The sequence below is a fragment of the Streptomyces sp. NPDC046759 genome (assembly GCF_040645475.1).
GTDB lineage: Bacteria > Actinomycetota > Actinomycetes > Streptomycetales > Streptomycetaceae > Streptomyces.
Genome location: NZ_JBEYYJ010000015.1, coordinates 144,435 through 159,242 on the forward strand (window position 1 = coordinate 144,435; position 14,808 = coordinate 159,242).

A 14,808-nucleotide genomic window follows, 5' to 3' on the forward strand; every position below is an offset into this window, starting at 1 on the left:
GTGCGCGAGTCGAACGGAGATGGCGCGCTGTACGGCCCGGCCGGCCTATTGGTCTAGGCCATGATTGGTCTGGACCAAACCGGGGTCAAGGTGCGGGAGCCGCCTTTTGCCCGTTCATGGGAGTCAACTTGATTGCGCCCTGCGGTAATTGGCGGCGCATCAGGGCCACGAGGGCAGCCCCGTGACGCCGCCGGGCATGTGCGAGAGCGGCCCGGGCCGGCTGGGACGGGCCGTGGAGCGGCGCCAGGAATCGCCGCGTCCCAGCCGGTACGTTCAGAGCGTCCGAGTGCGCGGCACGCTCACCGTCGTGGTCACGCGGACCAGGCACGGCCGGCGGGGCGTCGAGCCGAAGCCGAAGCGCACGGCGGGCTCCACCGGGGCGAGGGGGCCGAGGTCCTGTCCCTCCTGGACCGCGGTCACCGATTCGACGAGGTGCAGATCGCGGGCGCCGTACCACTCGCGCCGGCCGCTGCCGGCGCTGCCCCGGGTGCGTGTGCCGAGCAGGACGCGGGTCACCGGGTCCGTCAGCGCCGTCCAGCTCGTCCGCCCGGCCAGCGCGCCCGGGACCGCCCTGAGCAGGAATCCCGGCAGGCCTCTGCGTCCGACGCGGAGCCGCAGCTCGAGTACCGGAGCCGCCGTGACCGTCCACTCGTTCCCGGTGACCCGTACCTCCACGGGCACGACCCGTACCTCGTCGAACGCATAGGTCCCGGCGATGAAGTCCGCCGTGCGCCGGGTGGGGGCCAGCAGCAGGCGGTGGCCGTCGGCGCGTTCGACCATCACGTCGCTGAACGGGCCGAAGGGCGAGCACGGCCAGTGACCGAGGACCACACGGGTGCCGGACGCCGTGCCGATGCCGGCGATCCAGCCGTCGAAGCGCAGCCTGGCAGCGTGTCCGGGACCCGGAGCGGACCGCTTCATACGCGCCGGGCGGCTCGATGCCGGATCCGGCCGCAGTGCCACCACGCCGGCTGGAGTCCGGCTACTGCGGCCCGTGCCGTCGGGTCCGGTGAGGGTGTCGGACGCGCCGTGGACGGTTCGCGGCGGGGGCGGTTCGTCGGCGGCTGCCACCTGTTGTCCGCCGGGTCGGTTGTGCGCTCGGACCTGGCCAGGCGTGCCGTCGGGCGCCACCGCGTCGGCTGCCGTGCGGCCCGTGCCGTCGGGTCCGGTGAGGGTGTCGGACGCGCCGTGGACGGTTCGCGACGGGGGCGGTTGGTCGGCGGCTGCCCTTCGTTGTCCGCCGGGTCGGCCTTGCGGTGGGGTCTGGTCGTGGAGGCCGGCTTCATGCGTGTCCGGCTCCTTCGGCGCGAGGCGGCGCCGTCGGGGCATCGCCCGCCGCACGACCGCGTGCGGGCCGGACCGGATGGGAGAGGCCGAAGCGCACCCGGTGCACCCCCTCCGAGAAGTGCACCAACGGCTGCGCGGCGGGCGTGGGCAGGCCGGCGGCCCGGATGAGGGTCTCCTCGACGTCGACGAGGTGCGCCTCGTGCAGCGGCCAGGGCTCGTGCTCGACAGGCGTCTCCCACAGCATCCCGAGCCGCCGCGAGAAGGCCCGCCAGCGGGAGGTCAGCCACACGTCGCGGTGGGTCGGCCGCATCGGCCCACCGGGACGGACGGCCACCCGGTACCGGGGACCACCGCCCCACCGGGCGCCTCGGTACGTTTGGACGCCCCCGCGTTGCGACAGCGCCAGACGGCCGAGGTGATACGGCGCCCCGATCGCGCGGGCGGCCAGCATCACCGGGCAGGAGACCTCGATGGACAGGAACCAGAGCCCGTCGCGGCCGTCCGGCCCGCGCACATAGGTCCGCAGATTGGTCTCCGCGAAGGCGGGCAGCGCGGCCGGGAACGCCGGCGGGCGCACGCCGGCCATGACGAACGGCGTGAGACTGACCCACGCCGTTCCCTCGTACGTGTCCACGCCGAGCCCGTCCGGGAGCAGGCGCTGCACCTGCTCCGGAGGGTAGGCCCAGTGCAGGAACGTCTGCGTCTGCCATCGGGCACAGAGCTCGGGCACGTAGACACGCTGCTCCGGTCCGTACGAGACCATGTGCACCGACTGCCCCCGGGGCCCATGCCGAAACCGGGAGCCGGCCGGCGCCCCTCAGCCCCAGACCGACCAGGACGCCGTGCCCTGTGCGGTCGCGAGGACGGCGAGGACCACCAGGTCGGCGATACCCAGGCCCAGCCCGAGGAGAGCCCGGAACCGGCGTGGTGTGTTCCGGCGCAGGGCGATGACGGCCAGCACGATCGCGATGGGGCCCAGGACGATGTTGAGGACGAGCAACCCGACCAGTCCCAGGACGAAGGAGGCCACCGCCATTCCCTCGGTGTCCTGTCGGCCCGTCCGGCTCGACGGCGCAGCGGTCAGCGGCATGGTCAGGCCCTCCTCGTCCGGTTGCGGCGCCGGCGCTCACGGCCCCCGAAGACCAGGAGCCACACGGCGATGAGCGAGCCGAGCACCAGCGCGAGGGGCCAGGGCAGATAGGCGGCCGCTCCCACGACGAGGCCCAGCAGAAGCAGTGCGACGACCAGGAAGAGCACGCCTACCTCCCCGGGGCGACGGTGGTGTACACGGACGGCGGCTTGTGCGCCGATGCCGTCGCGTGCCACGGCATCGGCGGGTACGGGGCTTGCCTCGACGTGTTCATGACCTCCGGGTATCCCGCGAGCGGCGGTCTCACGCAGGAAACGGCCCCCATGTCCGCGTCTCCTTCGGGCACCTGACGGAAGCTCACTCTCCGCTCGCCCGGTTCAGGTGGCGCGGGTGCCGCCGCCCCGGCGGATACGGCCCAGCAGGTCCCGGTGGTAGGCGGCGAGTTGGCCGGCGGGTACGGGGGCGGGGCCGCCGGCGAGGGTGTACCAGGTGTCGCCGCCGGTGTGCTGGACGGCGACGCGCACGCTGTGGCCGTCGGACAGCAGGATGGTCGCGACGGTCAGATCACCGGTGACGACGCCGGCCTCCTCGGTCATCGCTCCGCCGGGCCCGGCGGTGACCCGGTCGACGTACCTGTTGATGCTGGGCGGGTTGTTCATGGGCGCAGGCTTGCATCAACCCGTCCGGCAGGCCTCGCACCGCGCAGGTGTCGCCCCCCGGTGTCCCCGTGTTGGGCGTGTGACGGGCGACGGCCACCGCCCCGGCCGTCTGCGGGCCCCCTCAGCCGAACAGCGGGAACCGGTCGGCCGCCGCGCCCAGAACGGCCCGTTCGACCTCGGTGAGCGCGGCCCGCCCGGTGCCCACGCGCGCGTAGTGCGTGTCGCTCCACTCGGGGGGCGCGGGCCGGCCGAGCAGACCGTCCAGGGTGGCGCGCACGGCGGCCAGCCCCTCGGGCGCCGGTCCCGGCGCGTGCGGGAGCCGCACGGTCAGGTCCAGGTGGTGGACGGTCGCCTCCACCGCGAGCGTGCTCAGCAGATCCCCGGCCGTCAGCACGTGGCCCTGGGTGCCGACGTGCTGTGCGGGGTCGGCCGCGTCCGCCGCCTGCACGGCCGCCGCCAGGGTCTCCAGGTACAGGCTCCGGAGCTGACCGAAGTCGAGGAACATGCTCGCGTTCACCCGCACCCAGCGCCGGCCGTTGGCGGCCCCCGTCGTGTCCGGCTGCCAGTCCTGCCAGTACGTCACCGCGTCCCGGTCCACCGGCTCACACGCCGGCGTGTGCAGGGCGACCAAGGCGCGCTGGGCGTCCTGGAGGCAGTGGAAGACCAGGTCGCGGACGGCCCAGCCGGTACAGCCGGTCGGCAGCCAGGACTCCTCGTCCCCGACTCCGGCCACGACCGCCGAGGCGGCCTCGTAGCTGGCGCGCAGCGCCCGCGCCGGACCGGCGGCGTCCCCGGAAGGTGCATCCCCGGGGCGTGCATTCCCTGAACTCATCCGTCTCCCTGTTCGTACGCCCTGCAGGGTGTCATACCCGGCTCGACGTCGCCGTGTCCGCGGACAGCCGCTGGGCGACGTAGATCGGGACCACCGACACCAGCACGAGCACCGCGGCCACGACGTTCACCACCGGTGCCTGCTGCGGCCGGGTCATGTTGTCGAAGATCCAGATCGGCAGGGTCTCGATGCCGGGCCCCGCGGTGAACGTGGTCACCACGATCTCGTCGAAGGACAGGGCGAAGGCGAGCAGACCGCCGGCCAGCAGCGCGGAGCGGACCAGCGGGAAGGTGACGTCGGCGAAGGCGCGGAAGGTGGTCGCGCCGAGGTCCATGGCCGCCTCCTCGTACGAGGCCGCCGTACGGCGCAACCGGGCCACCACGTTGTTGAAGACCACCACGATGCAGAACGTGGCGTGACCGATGATCACCGTGAACAGCCCGAGCCCCACGCCCAGCGGCTCCAGCACCGTGCCGAAAGCCGAGTTGAGGGCGATGCCGGTGACGATGCCGGGCAGTGCGATGGGCAGGACCACGACGAAGGACACCGTGTCCCGGCCGAAGAAGCGGTGCCGGGCCACGGCGAACGCGATCAGCGTCCCGAGGAGCAGCGCGATCGCGGTCGCCCCGAGACCCGCCTTCACCGAGACCCACAGCGCCTGCCGGGCGCCGGAGTTGTGCACGGCCACCGACCACCAGTGTCCGGTGAGCCCCGGCGGCGGCCAGCTCGCGCTGCGGTCGGGGTTCAGCGAGTTGACGAGGACGAGCAGCAGCGGGACGTAGATCACCGCGAGACCGAGCCCGGCGCCGGTGCGCAGGGCGATGCGCGCGGTGCGGCTGAGATGCATGGCTCTCCTCCAGGCCTACAGGCTGTTCAGGGCGCCCGTGCGGCGGATCGCCAGCAGATACAGGACGATCACGACGACGGGTACGGTGGCGAGCGCGGCGGCCATGGGCAGGTTGAGTTCGATGTTGGAGTACACGAGGTTGCCGATCAGCTGGGTCTTGCCGCCGACGATCTGCACGGTGATGTAGTCGCCGAGGCTGAGCGAGAAGGTGAACACCGAGCCGGCCGCGACCGACGGCAGCACCATCGGCAGCACCACCGAGCGGAAGGTCCGCCCGGCCCGGGCCCCGAGATCGGCCGAGGCGTCGAGCAGGTTGGCCGGAAGCTGTTCGAGGGCCGTGTGGATGGGCAGGATCATGTACGGCAGCCACAGGTAGGTCAGGGTGAGGACGGTGGCGGGCAGCCCGAAGCCGGGGCCGCTCAGCCCGAACGGCGCGAGCATCCAGTCGGCGAGGCCGCCCTCGGACAGGATGAGCCGCCAGGCGTACACCTTGACCAGGTAACTCGCCCAGAGCGGGGTGAGGATGGCCACCACGAGCAGCGGACGCCACCTGGGCCGGGCCACCCGCGCGGTGTAGAACGCGACCGGGAAGGCGATCAGCGCGCACAGCACCGTCACCGCGAGCGCCACGCCCACACTGCGCACGATGACCTCGCGGAAGACGGGCGTGGTGAACAGCTCGTGGAGGTTGTCCGTCGACCAGACCTTCACCACCTGCGAGGTGAAGGAGTTCGTCGTCCAGAACGCGGAGGCGAACAGAACCGCCAGCGACCCGAGATAGAGGACGGCGAGCCACAGCAGCGGCGCGGTGAGCAGGAGGGCCAGCCGCAGCCGGGGCCTGCGGTGCAGGCTGCCGGCGAGCCGCCGGACGGTTCCCCGGCCGGCGGCGGCCCTCACATCGGTCGTCACATCGGTCGTCACGCTCAGCCCTTGATCTCGGTCCAGGCCTGCACCCACTTGGCGTACGGCACGCACTTGACGTCGGTGCGGCCGTCCAGGCACTGCTCGATGGGCGTGTTCCAGAAGGCGATCTTCTTCCAGTAGCTCTCGTCGGCGGCGTGGTAGACGGTGCAGAAGTTCTTGTCACTGGTCTCGGCGCAGGCCCTGGAGTTGGCCGGGGCCTCGCCGAAGTACTCGGCCACCTGGGCGTTGACCTTGGGCGAGACGATCCAGTTCAGCCACTGGTAGGCGCAGTTGGGGTGCTTGGCCTTGCTGGAGACCATCCAGGTGTCGGACCAGCCGGTCGAACCCTCCTTCGGCACCAGCGCCTTGACCTTCGCGCCCTCGGAGGCGGCGAGGTTGGCGATGACCTGCCAGGTGGTCCCGACCACCGAGTCGCCGCTCTTGAAGGCGGAGACCTCCTTGAGGTAGTCGCCCCAGTACTCGCCGATGTCCGCGTTCTGCTTCTTCAGCAGCGCCACGGCCGCCTCGAACTGCTTCTGGTCGAGCGCGTACGGGTCCTTGATCTTCAACTCGGGTTTGGTGGCCTTGAGATAGAGCGCCGCGTCGGCGATGTAGATCGGCGAGTCGTAGGCGGTGACGTGTCCCTTGTACCTCGCGGCGTCGTCGAACACGGCGGACCACGAGGTGGGGGCGGGTTTCACCTTGTCGGTGTTGTACATCAGCAGATTGGCGCCCCGGCCGTGCGGGATGCCGTACATCTGGCCCTTCACCGAGTTCCAGGGGCCGTTCTTCAACCCGGCGAAGATGTCCTTGTAGTTGGGGACGAGAGCGGTGTTCACCGGGGCCGCGTCGCCGGAGGCGATCAGGCGCAGGGAGGCGTCGCCGGAGGCCGAGACGGCGTCGTACTCGCCGGTCTTCATCAGCTTGACCATCTCGTCGGAGCTGGCGGCGACCTTGGAGTGGACCTGGCAGCCCGTCTGCTTCTCGAAGCCGCTGACCCAGTCGGCCTTGGGATCGTTGGAGCCGTCCTCGACATAGCCGGCCCAGGCGATCAGGTCGACCTGGCCCTCCGTCCTGCCGAGCTTCGTCGGGGCCTTGAGGTGGGGTGGGTTGAGCCCGGTGGCGGACGACCCGCCGGAGCCGGAGGAGTCGCAGGCGGCGGCGAGCAGCAGCGCGGCGGCACAGGCCGCGACACGCAGGGTACGGGTGAGACGCACGACGTTCTCCATGGGGATGCGGAACACGGGGACGCGGAACATGGGGACGTGGAGCAGGGGACGTGGAGCCAGGGGATGTGGAGCAGGGGTGTGGGAGGGGCGGGGGTCAGTCGGGCAGCCGGACGGCGTGCCGGCGGTGCCACTGCAGGCGGACCCGGGTGCCGCGATAGGCGGCGACGTCCTCGGAGGAGGTCTCCAGGTTCTGCTGGAGCGCGATGAGCCGGCCGCCGCCGTCGAGGTCGACCAGGAAGCGGGTGGCGTCGCCCAGGTAGACCACCTCGGCCACGGTTCCCGTGGCGGTGGTGTGCTCCGGCTCGTCCGCCTCGGCGGACTCCTTCAGGACGCGGATCTTCTCCGGCCGGATGTTGTAGGTGCCGGGGGCGCCGAGGGTCCGGTGGGCCGCCTCCCCGTCGAGCAGGTTCGAGGTGCCGACGAAGGAGGCGACGAACGGGGTCGCCGGACGCTCGTATATCTCCGCGGGGGTGCCGACCTGGGCGATGCGGCCTCCGTCGAAGACGGCGATGCGGTCGCTCATCGTCAGGGCCTCCTCCTGGTCGTGGGTGACGAACACGAAGGTGATGCCGACCTCCCGCTGGATGGCCTTGAGCTCCACCTGCATCTGCTCGCGCAGCTTCAGGTCGAGGGCACCGAGCGGCTCGTCCAGCAGCAGCACGCGGGGCCGGCCCACGAGGGCGCGGGCGAGTGCGACGCGCTGGCGCTGCCCGCCGGAGAGCTGGGCCGGGCGCCGCTGGCCGTAGCCCTCCAGGCGGACCTCGGCGAGGGCCTTGCGGGCGCGGACGAGGCGCTCGGCCTTCGGCACCTTGCGGACCTTGAGCCCGTAGGCGACGTTCTGCTCGACCGTCATGTGCGGGAAGAGGGCGTAGTCCTGGAAGACCGTGTGCACGTCCCGTTCGAACGGGGCGAGGTCGGTGACCTCCTGTCCGGCGAGTTCGATCCGGCCCTGATCCGGTGTCTCGAACCCGGCGACGAGCCGCAACACCGTCGTCTTCCCCGATCCGGACGGGCCGAGCATCGAGAAGAACTCCCCGTCCCTGATCTCCAGGTCGACCCCGGCAACAGCGGTCGTCTCGCCGAACGACTTCCGCAGGTCCTGCAGCCGGATCGCAATTCCCTCCATGGGGGAACCTTTCTGGCGCGCTGTACGTTGACGGCAAACATATGAAGTCATAGTTCTAAGCTCAAGGTCCCCTTAGGGTAAAGCTTGAGTCAATGCGGGAGGTGGCGACCGTGAGGCAGCACGAGATGGAGGGCGGCGCCCGCAAGGCCGTCTTCAGCCCGGTCGACAACCGGGCCCGCGTGGACGCGGTCGTCCGCCGCATCGGTGACGCCATCGAACTGGGCCTTCTCGCCGACGGCGAGCAGCTGCCCGGCGAGACCGAGCTGGCCGGACGGCTCGGCGTCTCCACGGTCACCCTGCGCGAGGCGCTCATGGCCCTGCGGCAACAGGGCCTGGTCACCACGCGGCGGGGCCGCGGCGGCGGCAGTTTCGTCTCCCTCCCGGACGTCCCCGCCGACGACCGCCTCAGGGCCCGGCTGCGCGGCTGGAGCACCGAGGAACTGCGCGACCTGGGTGACCACTGGGCCGCCCTGTCCGGCGCCGCCGCCCGGCTCGCCGCACAGCGCACCGAGCCCGGTGACCTGCACCAACTCCGCCGTACCGCCGAGGAGTTGACTCGCGCGAAGGGCGCGGCCGCACGCAGCCGCCTGTACGGCCGCTTCCACGTCGAACTCGCGGCGGCCGCCCAGTCCGCCCGGCTCACCCGCGAACAGGTCGCGCTGCAGAGCGAGATAGCCGCACTCCTGTGCCTCGTCCTGTCCGACGACGCATATCGTGAAGAAGTTGCGGACCGTCACCGCGCCGTGATCTCCGCCGTGCAAGATGGGGCCCACGAATCGGCCGGCACGCTGGCCGAGCGGTGCGTCAGGGAGTCGACGGCGCGGCTCGTCGCCGTACGTCTCACCCTCTGACCGCGCCGCGTCCGGTTCCCGTCCGCTGGAGGACACCATGGGCGTCAGCCCCGGGGGTGCCACACTCGGCACCGAAGCGGAGGCCTGGGTGGCCGCCCAGGTCGGCGGCGCGCTGGAGGCCGTCTTCGCGGCGGTGGCCGCGACGCGCGCCGCCACCGAAGCCCTGCTCGGCCGCGTGGCCGCCCAGGGCCGGCGGCCCGCCAGCGCCGACCTCGCCGCCCTGCGCCCCGGGCTGCACGTGCACCTGACCCGCGAGGAGCTGGTCTCCGGAGCCGGATTCGTCGCGGCCCCCGGCCTGCTGACCGATGTGCCGGCCTGGCTGGAGTGGTGGCAGGCCGGCGCCGACGGCGATGTGCGCCCGCTTCTCCTCGACCTCGATCCGGACGAGTCGGCGTACTCCGACTACACCCACTGGGACTGGTTCGCGCTGCCCCGCGACACCGGGCGCCGGGCGGTGGCCGGACCGTACGTCGACTACCTCTGCTCCGACGAGTACAGCCTCACCCTCTCCGAACCCGTCCTGATCCAGGGCAGATTCGCCGGAGTGGCCGCCGCCGACGTCTATCTGCGGCACTTCGAGACCGCCGTCCTCCCCCTGCTGCGAGGCCTGCCCCGCCCCGCCCGTCTGGTCAACGCCCGGGGCCGGGTCGCCGCCTCCGCCGACCCCGCCCACCTCGCCGGATCCCTCACCAAGGGCCCGGACTTCGGCGAACTGCTCGGCGCGGCACGGCCCGGCGCGTACGACGGCCTGCGCCTGGTGCCGTGCCGGGGTGTGCCCCTCGTGCTGGTGCTCGCCTGAGCAGCCGGGCGGCTCAGTCGCGTTCCGGGTCCCGGTACGGCACGCGGGCCATCCGGTGGACCTCGCCGACCGTGCCCCACTCGTTCCCGCCCAGCCGGGACAGCGGCCGCAGCCGCCGGATGTCCGGCCGGCCGTCCACCAGCACGTCCTCATGGACGGCGGCGTGCACGACCCGGCCGAACACCACCGTCGAATCGCCGAGACGCACCGTCGAGTGCAGCGTGCATTCGAGGGCGACCGGCGACGCGGCCACCCTCGGCGGCCGAACCCGCAGCGAGGGCTCCCGCTCGATCCCCACGGCGTCGAACTCCCCCCGGTCGCGGGGAAAGTCCGTCGCCGTCGCGTTGATCTGGGCGAACAGCGGCTCGGGGGCGAGGTTGACGACGAACTCGCCGGTCTCCTCGACATTGCGCAGCGAGTCCTTGCGTCCCACCGACGTGAACTGGACGACAGGCGGATCGGTGCAGGCGACGGTGAAGAACGAGTGCGGGGCCAGGTTCGCCGTCCCGCCGTCCGGCGCGAGGGTGGAGACCCAGGCGATCGGCCGGGGTACGACGACCGCGGTGAGCAGGCGGTAGAACGCCCCGGCCGTCATGGACTCGGGTGAGTAGTCGACGCGCATGACAGCACGCTAGTGCTGCGACCGGAAAGGTTCACCGGCTCAGACCTTTCCGGTCACAGCACTAGGGCGTGTGCCGAAAGTGGATCAAGGTGGTGGTTGAGGAATCGCGGCGGGGAGTAATTGTCAAATGTTGTGTACCCAGGCTAGGCCGGTCACCGGTCTCGCCTGCGGTGCTCTCCGGGGGTACGCAGGTGTCACTCGGCGGGTGTCGGAGCCCGGTTGAAGAGCCGTCCGGCCAGGTCCGCCCCGATGATGGCGCCGTCGGTGTCGCGGGTGAGGAAACCGCGCTGGCCGATCAAGCCGCCGCCGGTGACGATGTACTCGTCGCCGCTTCCGGGGAGCAGGCCGAGCCCGGCCGGCGGCAGGTCCGGCGGCAGTTCCCTCTCGGACGCTGTGCGGATCTCCGGCTTGATCCTGCATTCAACCGTCATCGTGTCACCGTCGGTGTCGATGATCAGCGTCATGATTCCGCTCTCGTAGTGCCCGATGATCTCCTGAGCGCGCTGCGGGTCGTACGGGAGCGGCTCGGGGTCGCCCTCGACTATGCCGAGGTAGTGCTCGATTGCCCAGCGGAGCACGGCCTGATTGAACTCCAGCCCGCTGTCGGGCCCGGCGTTGGACACCGCCACGACGGCGAACTCGCGCTCCGGAACCAGCAGCAGATTGGCGAACTGGCCATTGGTCGATCCGCCGTGCCCGACGGTGCGCACACCGTCCACGTCGCGCAGGAACCAGCCGAGGCCGACGGCGTCACCGAGCGTGGAGCCGTGCAGCTCCACCGTCGGCTCCTGCATTCGCCGCGCCAGGTCACCGCCGCCGAGGTGGAACCGGGCCCAGCGCAGCTGGTCGGAGACCGAGGACACCAGGCCGCCGCCCGGGTTGTTGCCACGCGTGTCCTTCCATGTCCGGGCGACCTTGAGCTCCCCTTCCCTGAAGTTGTGGCCCACGGCGAACCGGCGGGTGATGGCCTGTCCGGCGGTGAAGACGCTGTTGGCCAGGCCCACCTGATCCAGGACGAGTGAGGTGACAGCGGCCTCGAAGGTCTCGCCGGTGACGTTCTCGATGACCCGGCCGAGCAGGTTGTAGCCGAGCTGGCTGTAGGAGGCACGGCCGCCGACCGGGCCGATCAGCGTCACCTCGGCCATTTTGGCCACCTCGGCGGCCAGCGCGTCGTCTCCGTCTCCGCTGTCGAAGACCATCCGGGTGTCCAGCCCGGCGGTGTGGTTGAGCAGGTTCAAGATGGTGATCTGCGCGGCCGCGCCCTCGTCGGGGAGCCGGAGTTCGGGAACGTAGCGGCGGACCGGCGCCTCCAGCTCGACCCGCCCCGCCTCGACCAGGCGCATGATCGCGGTCGCCGTGTAGGTCTTGGTGACCGAGCCCAGCACGAACAGCGTGTCCCGGTCGACGGGCAGCGGGTTGTCGAGGCTCGTCACGCCGTGACAGGCGATCAGCTCCCGTCCGTCCACCCAGACCCCCACCGCTGCGCCTGGGATGTCGAACTCCTTGGCCGTCGCCTCGACGAACTCAGCCAGCGCATCGCGTGACATCTCGTTTCCCCCTCGGTCAGTGTGGCTCGCGCACGTCCCCAGATGCCCACCGGGCTTCGCAGCGACTTGCACTTTGTTCAAGTGAAGGCTAGCGAACCATTTGAACGCAGTGCAAGAGATTTCTTGAACGCCGTGCAAGTCGACAGCTATCGTGAATCCATGCCCCGCAACACGCTGACCCGCGAACAGATCCTCACTGCTGCTATCGCCCTGCTGGACACCGAAGGGCTGGAGGGCCTGAATATGCGGGCACTGGGTAAGCGGCTGGGCTCGGCGGCCACCGCGGTCTACTGGCACGTGGGCAGCAAGGACAACCTCATCGCCCTCGCCGGCGACCAACTGTGGCACGAAATAACGCTGCCCGACCCTGACCTGGTCGACTGGCGCACGGCAGCCACCACCATGGCCACCGACCTGCATGCGATGCTGACCCGCCACCCGTGGCTGCTGCAGGCCTTCGGCTCCTTCCTCATGTCCGGCCCTGGCAAGGCCCGCCACGACGACCACCTCCTGGCCGTCTACGAAGCCGCGGGATTCGCCGGCCCCGCAGCCGACCAGGCCGCGTCCGCCGTTTTCACCTTCGTCCTCGGCAACGCCCTCGGCCCAGCCGCAGCAGCCTCACTCACCCGCAAACTGCGGCGCGAAGGCAGCAGCAACGCCGAACAGGCCATCGGCGAAGCCCAGGCCGAAGCCCGCGAGACTGCCGCACAGTTCCCTCGGCTTCGCGCCCGCCTGGACACCCACAGCGCCGACTACGGCGCGGCGCCCGACAACACCTTCCAGTTCGGCCTCCAGGCCATCCTCGACGGGCTGGAAGCGCTGCAACGCGGGCCTGCTCGGTGACCATCACACGATCATTGGGGAAGGTACGCCCTCCGCGTCCCACCCTGGGCTGATCCGCAAGCCCTGAGCATTGCTCCGCGACGGGATGAGGGGATCGCGCCCCGATCCGGCTTACCTGCACCCCATCCGACGGGCCGGGCTCCCGATCTGGCACAAAGTGCCTGATCGCGCAGGGGGTGCGGGTGTTATCGTCCCTGGCATGGCTGAACTGATCGCTCCCACGGGACGGCTGCATTCCTCGTGGCTCACGGCCCGTGACGAGTGGCAGCCTGGTGCTCACCAGGACGGGGCTGGCCTGCGTCTGGTTGGTGACGATGACCTCGACAGCCCAGAAGGGTTCGCCTCATGGGTCGAGCGGCTGCGACAGCAATCGGACCGGGCACTGCCTGTCGGGGAAGGGCGCGTCCACGCTACGCACTGGTGGATCGTCGAGGGCGAGACGTACCTTGGGGCCATCGACCTTCGGCACTATCTGAACGCCTTTTTGTTGGAAGGCGGCGGAAACATCGGCTACAGCGTTCGGCCTTCTGCCAGGAGACGCGGACTGGCCTCATGGGCGCTGGGAGCGGTTCTGCTCAAGGCGCCGGCGTTCGGTCTGGACCGGGTCCTTCTCACCTGTGACGATGGCAACGTCGGCTCGGCGCGCACCATCGAAAGCAACGGCGGCGTCCTCGAAGATGTGCGCAGCACCGAAACCGGGCTCAAGCGCCGCTACTGGATCACTCTCGACGACACGGGTCACAGCCATTCATTGATGGCTGCGACGAGGACCATCGCCTCGTAGCGGACCGCGAGCTTGTCGTACCTCGTGGCCACGGCGCGGTGTCTTTTGAGGCGATTGATGCCGCACTCGACCGAGCGTCTCGCCTTGTAGTCCTCCGGGTCGAACCTCGGCGGACGGCCGCCGAGCGAGCCGCGCTTCTTGCGGTTGCGGGCTTGGCCAACCTTGTCCGGGATGGTGCAGCGGATACCGCGTCGCCGCAGGTAGGCGCGGTTCTTCCGGGAGGCGTACGCCTTGTCCGCGCGCACCCGCCTCGGCCGGGTGCGCGGCCTGCCCGACCCCAGGCGGGGCACCCTGATGCGGCCCAGGACGGCCTCGAACTGCGGGGAGTCTCCGCGCTGCCCGGCGGTGATCACGATGGACATGGGTTTCTGTCCCTGCTCGACGCCCAGGTGCACCTTGGTGGTCAGCCCGCCGCGCGGGGCCACCGCGGCTGCCTGGGCCAGCCGACGCGGGCGCACCCCGGCCGGTCGGACCCGCACCGCAAGGAAGTGGGAGGTCATCGGGGAGCGGGAGCCTTCCCGCCAGGTCACCTCGGTGAAGGCTTCCCATCCGGCGGCCGCGGCCAGTTCCGCCACCGTCATTGCCGGCTGCCGGTAGCGGGGAACCGGCCGCCGGCCGTTGCCGGACCAGGCCGGGGCGGCGGGGTGCGCGTCATGCGGCTGGACGGTGACATCGCCGCGGATGCCGACCACGTACGCGATGTCCCGCTCGGCCAGGCCGGCGCGGAAGTCGGCGTTCTGCCCGTAGCCGGCATCGGCCACCACCACCGGCGGCACCAGTCCCCATCCGGCCAGTTCATCCAGGGCGTCCAGTGCCAGGCGCCACTTCTCCCGATGCCCGACGTCCTCGGGCACGCCGGTCCGCCGGCGCCGGACAGCGTCATCCGCCCACTCCCGGGGCAGGAACAGCCGCCGGTTCAGCGGGCACGAGGCCGCATCGAAGACCGCGTGCACGCTGACCGCGACCTGGCAGTTGGCCTGCCTGCCCAGCGCACCGCAGTACTGGTGCGCGACACCGACCGACATCCTGCCGTCCTTGGGGAACGACACGTCGTCGACCGCCCAGGCGTCCGGGCTGATCTGAGGCATCAGCCGCTCGGCGATCCGCCGGCGCACCGGCACCGGATCCCACGGGGACTGGTTCACGAACTGCTGCAGGTTCTGCTCGTTGCCGTCCGGCAGCCGCGAGGCCATGGCCTGGATGGACTTGCGGCGACCGTCCATCATCAGTCCCCGCAGATGGCAGTCGCCCTTGGCCCGCTGGTCCTTGCGCGGCACCGAGGCGAACACGTCCGCCACGAATAACGCCAACCTCGCCCGAACACGATCTACTTCATGTGCGTCCACACAGTCCTCATGCCCCTGACCCCGGCAGGCAGACAGACCTAAC

The 14,808-nt window shown here is 70.9% G+C and carries 17 protein-coding genes and 1 pseudogene; 4 read left to right on the top strand and 14 right to left on the bottom strand.

Features of this window, described 5'->3' with window-relative positions; translation table 11 throughout:
* Positions 1 to 273: 273 nt before the first annotated feature.
* From ABZ919_RS21430 to ABZ919_RS21475, 10 genes are all read right to left on the bottom strand, one after another.
* Complete coding sequence (locus ABZ919_RS21430; RefSeq protein ID WP_361250029.1) at positions 274 to 921, bottom strand: hypothetical protein; 648 nt, start codon at positions 919 to 921, stop codon at positions 274 to 276.
* 361 nt (positions 922 to 1,282) lie between these two features.
* Positions 1,283 to 2,050 carry a DUF2071 domain-containing protein gene (locus ABZ919_RS21435; protein WP_361250032.1) on the bottom strand — a complete coding sequence of 256 codons (768 nt, stop codon included), beginning with the start codon at positions 2,048 to 2,050 and terminating at the stop codon, positions 1,283 to 1,285.
* Positions 2,051 to 2,104: 54 nt separating this feature from the next.
* Positions 2,105 to 2,377: a DUF4190 domain-containing protein gene (locus ABZ919_RS21440; RefSeq protein ID WP_361250035.1), complete on the bottom strand. Its 273-nt coding sequence runs from the start codon at positions 2,375 to 2,377 to the stop codon at positions 2,105 to 2,107.
* Positions 2,378 to 2,379: 2 nt separating this feature from the next.
* On the bottom strand, positions 2,380 to 2,544 hold the full coding sequence (locus ABZ919_RS21445; protein WP_361250038.1) for a hypothetical protein: 165 nt from the start codon (positions 2,542 to 2,544) through the stop codon (positions 2,380 to 2,382).
* Positions 2,545 to 2,754: 210 nt separating this feature from the next.
* Entirely contained in the window at positions 2,755 to 3,036 is a 282-nt protein-coding gene (locus tag ABZ919_RS21450; RefSeq protein WP_361250041.1) for a hypothetical protein, read from the bottom strand.
* A gap of 121 nt (positions 3,037 to 3,157) precedes the next feature.
* Positions 3,158 to 3,868, bottom strand: coding sequence for a maleylpyruvate isomerase N-terminal domain-containing protein (locus tag ABZ919_RS21455; protein ID WP_361250044.1), 711 nt, complete (start codon positions 3,866 to 3,868; stop codon positions 3,158 to 3,160).
* A 31-nt stretch (positions 3,869 to 3,899) separates the two neighbouring features.
* Positions 3,900 to 4,715, bottom strand: a complete 816-nt coding sequence (locus ABZ919_RS21460; protein ID WP_361250046.1) for an ABC transporter permease — start codon at positions 4,713 to 4,715, stop codon at positions 3,900 to 3,902.
* Between the two features lie 15 nt (positions 4,716 to 4,730).
* Positions 4,731 to 5,624, bottom strand: coding sequence for an ABC transporter permease (locus ABZ919_RS21465; RefSeq protein ID WP_361250165.1), 894 nt, complete (start codon positions 5,622 to 5,624; stop codon positions 4,731 to 4,733).
* 14 nt (positions 5,625 to 5,638) lie between these two features.
* Positions 5,639 to 6,835 (bottom strand): ABC transporter substrate-binding protein, encoded by a 1,197-nt coding sequence (locus tag ABZ919_RS21470; protein ID WP_361250048.1) that lies wholly within the window; start codon positions 6,833 to 6,835, stop codon positions 5,639 to 5,641.
* Positions 6,836 to 6,941: 106 nt separating this feature from the next.
* Positions 6,942 to 7,973, bottom strand: a complete 1,032-nt coding sequence (locus ABZ919_RS21475; RefSeq protein WP_361250051.1) for an ABC transporter ATP-binding protein — start codon at positions 7,971 to 7,973, stop codon at positions 6,942 to 6,944.
* Positions 7,974 to 8,083: 110 nt separating this feature from the next.
* Here ABZ919_RS21475 and ABZ919_RS21480 point away from each other — a divergent pair, with 110 nt between their 5' ends.
* Both ABZ919_RS21480 and ABZ919_RS21485 read left to right on the top strand, forming a co-directional pair.
* Positions 8,084 to 8,824: a GntR family transcriptional regulator gene (locus tag ABZ919_RS21480; RefSeq protein ID WP_361250053.1), complete on the top strand. Its 741-nt coding sequence runs from the start codon at positions 8,084 to 8,086 to the stop codon at positions 8,822 to 8,824.
* 37 nt (positions 8,825 to 8,861) lie between these two features.
* Positions 8,862 to 9,623 (top strand): cache domain-containing protein, encoded by a 762-nt coding sequence (locus ABZ919_RS21485; RefSeq protein ID WP_361250056.1) that lies wholly within the window; start codon positions 8,862 to 8,864, stop codon positions 9,621 to 9,623.
* 13 nt (positions 9,624 to 9,636) lie between these two features.
* Here ABZ919_RS21485 and ABZ919_RS21490 read toward each other — a convergent pair whose 3' ends face one another.
* Positions 9,637 to 10,245: a flavin reductase family protein gene (locus tag ABZ919_RS21490; RefSeq protein WP_361250059.1), complete on the bottom strand. Its 609-nt coding sequence runs from the start codon at positions 10,243 to 10,245 to the stop codon at positions 9,637 to 9,639.
* 194 nt (positions 10,246 to 10,439) lie between these two features.
* Positions 10,440 to 11,792: a serine hydrolase domain-containing protein gene (locus tag ABZ919_RS21495; protein WP_361250061.1), complete on the bottom strand. Its 1,353-nt coding sequence runs from the start codon at positions 11,790 to 11,792 to the stop codon at positions 10,440 to 10,442.
* A 159-nt stretch (positions 11,793 to 11,951) separates the two neighbouring features.
* Here ABZ919_RS21495 and ABZ919_RS21500 point away from each other — a divergent pair, with 159 nt between their 5' ends.
* Both ABZ919_RS21500 and ABZ919_RS21505 read left to right on the top strand, forming a co-directional pair.
* Positions 11,952 to 12,635: a TetR/AcrR family transcriptional regulator gene (locus ABZ919_RS21500; protein ID WP_361250064.1), complete on the top strand. Its 684-nt coding sequence runs from the start codon at positions 11,952 to 11,954 to the stop codon at positions 12,633 to 12,635.
* Positions 12,636 to 12,834: 199 nt separating this feature from the next.
* The gene (locus tag ABZ919_RS21505) at positions 12,835 to 13,419 is read left to right on the top strand and encodes a GNAT family N-acetyltransferase (RefSeq protein WP_361250067.1); all 585 of its coding nucleotides are present in this window, start codon (positions 12,835 to 12,837) and stop codon (positions 13,417 to 13,419) included.
* Here ABZ919_RS21505 and ABZ919_RS21510 read toward each other — a convergent pair.
* On the bottom strand, positions 13,374 to 13,781 hold the full coding sequence (locus tag ABZ919_RS21510; RefSeq protein WP_361250168.1) for a transposase: 408 nt from the start codon (positions 13,779 to 13,781) through the stop codon (positions 13,374 to 13,376). The genes ABZ919_RS21505 and ABZ919_RS21510 overlap by 46 nt on opposite strands.
* Before the next feature lie 63 nt (positions 13,782 to 13,844).
* Positions 13,845 to 14,765: pseudogene (locus ABZ919_RS21515) on the bottom strand (IS701 family transposase); the annotation flags it as partial.
* Between the last annotated feature and the right edge of the window lie 43 nt (positions 14,766 to 14,808).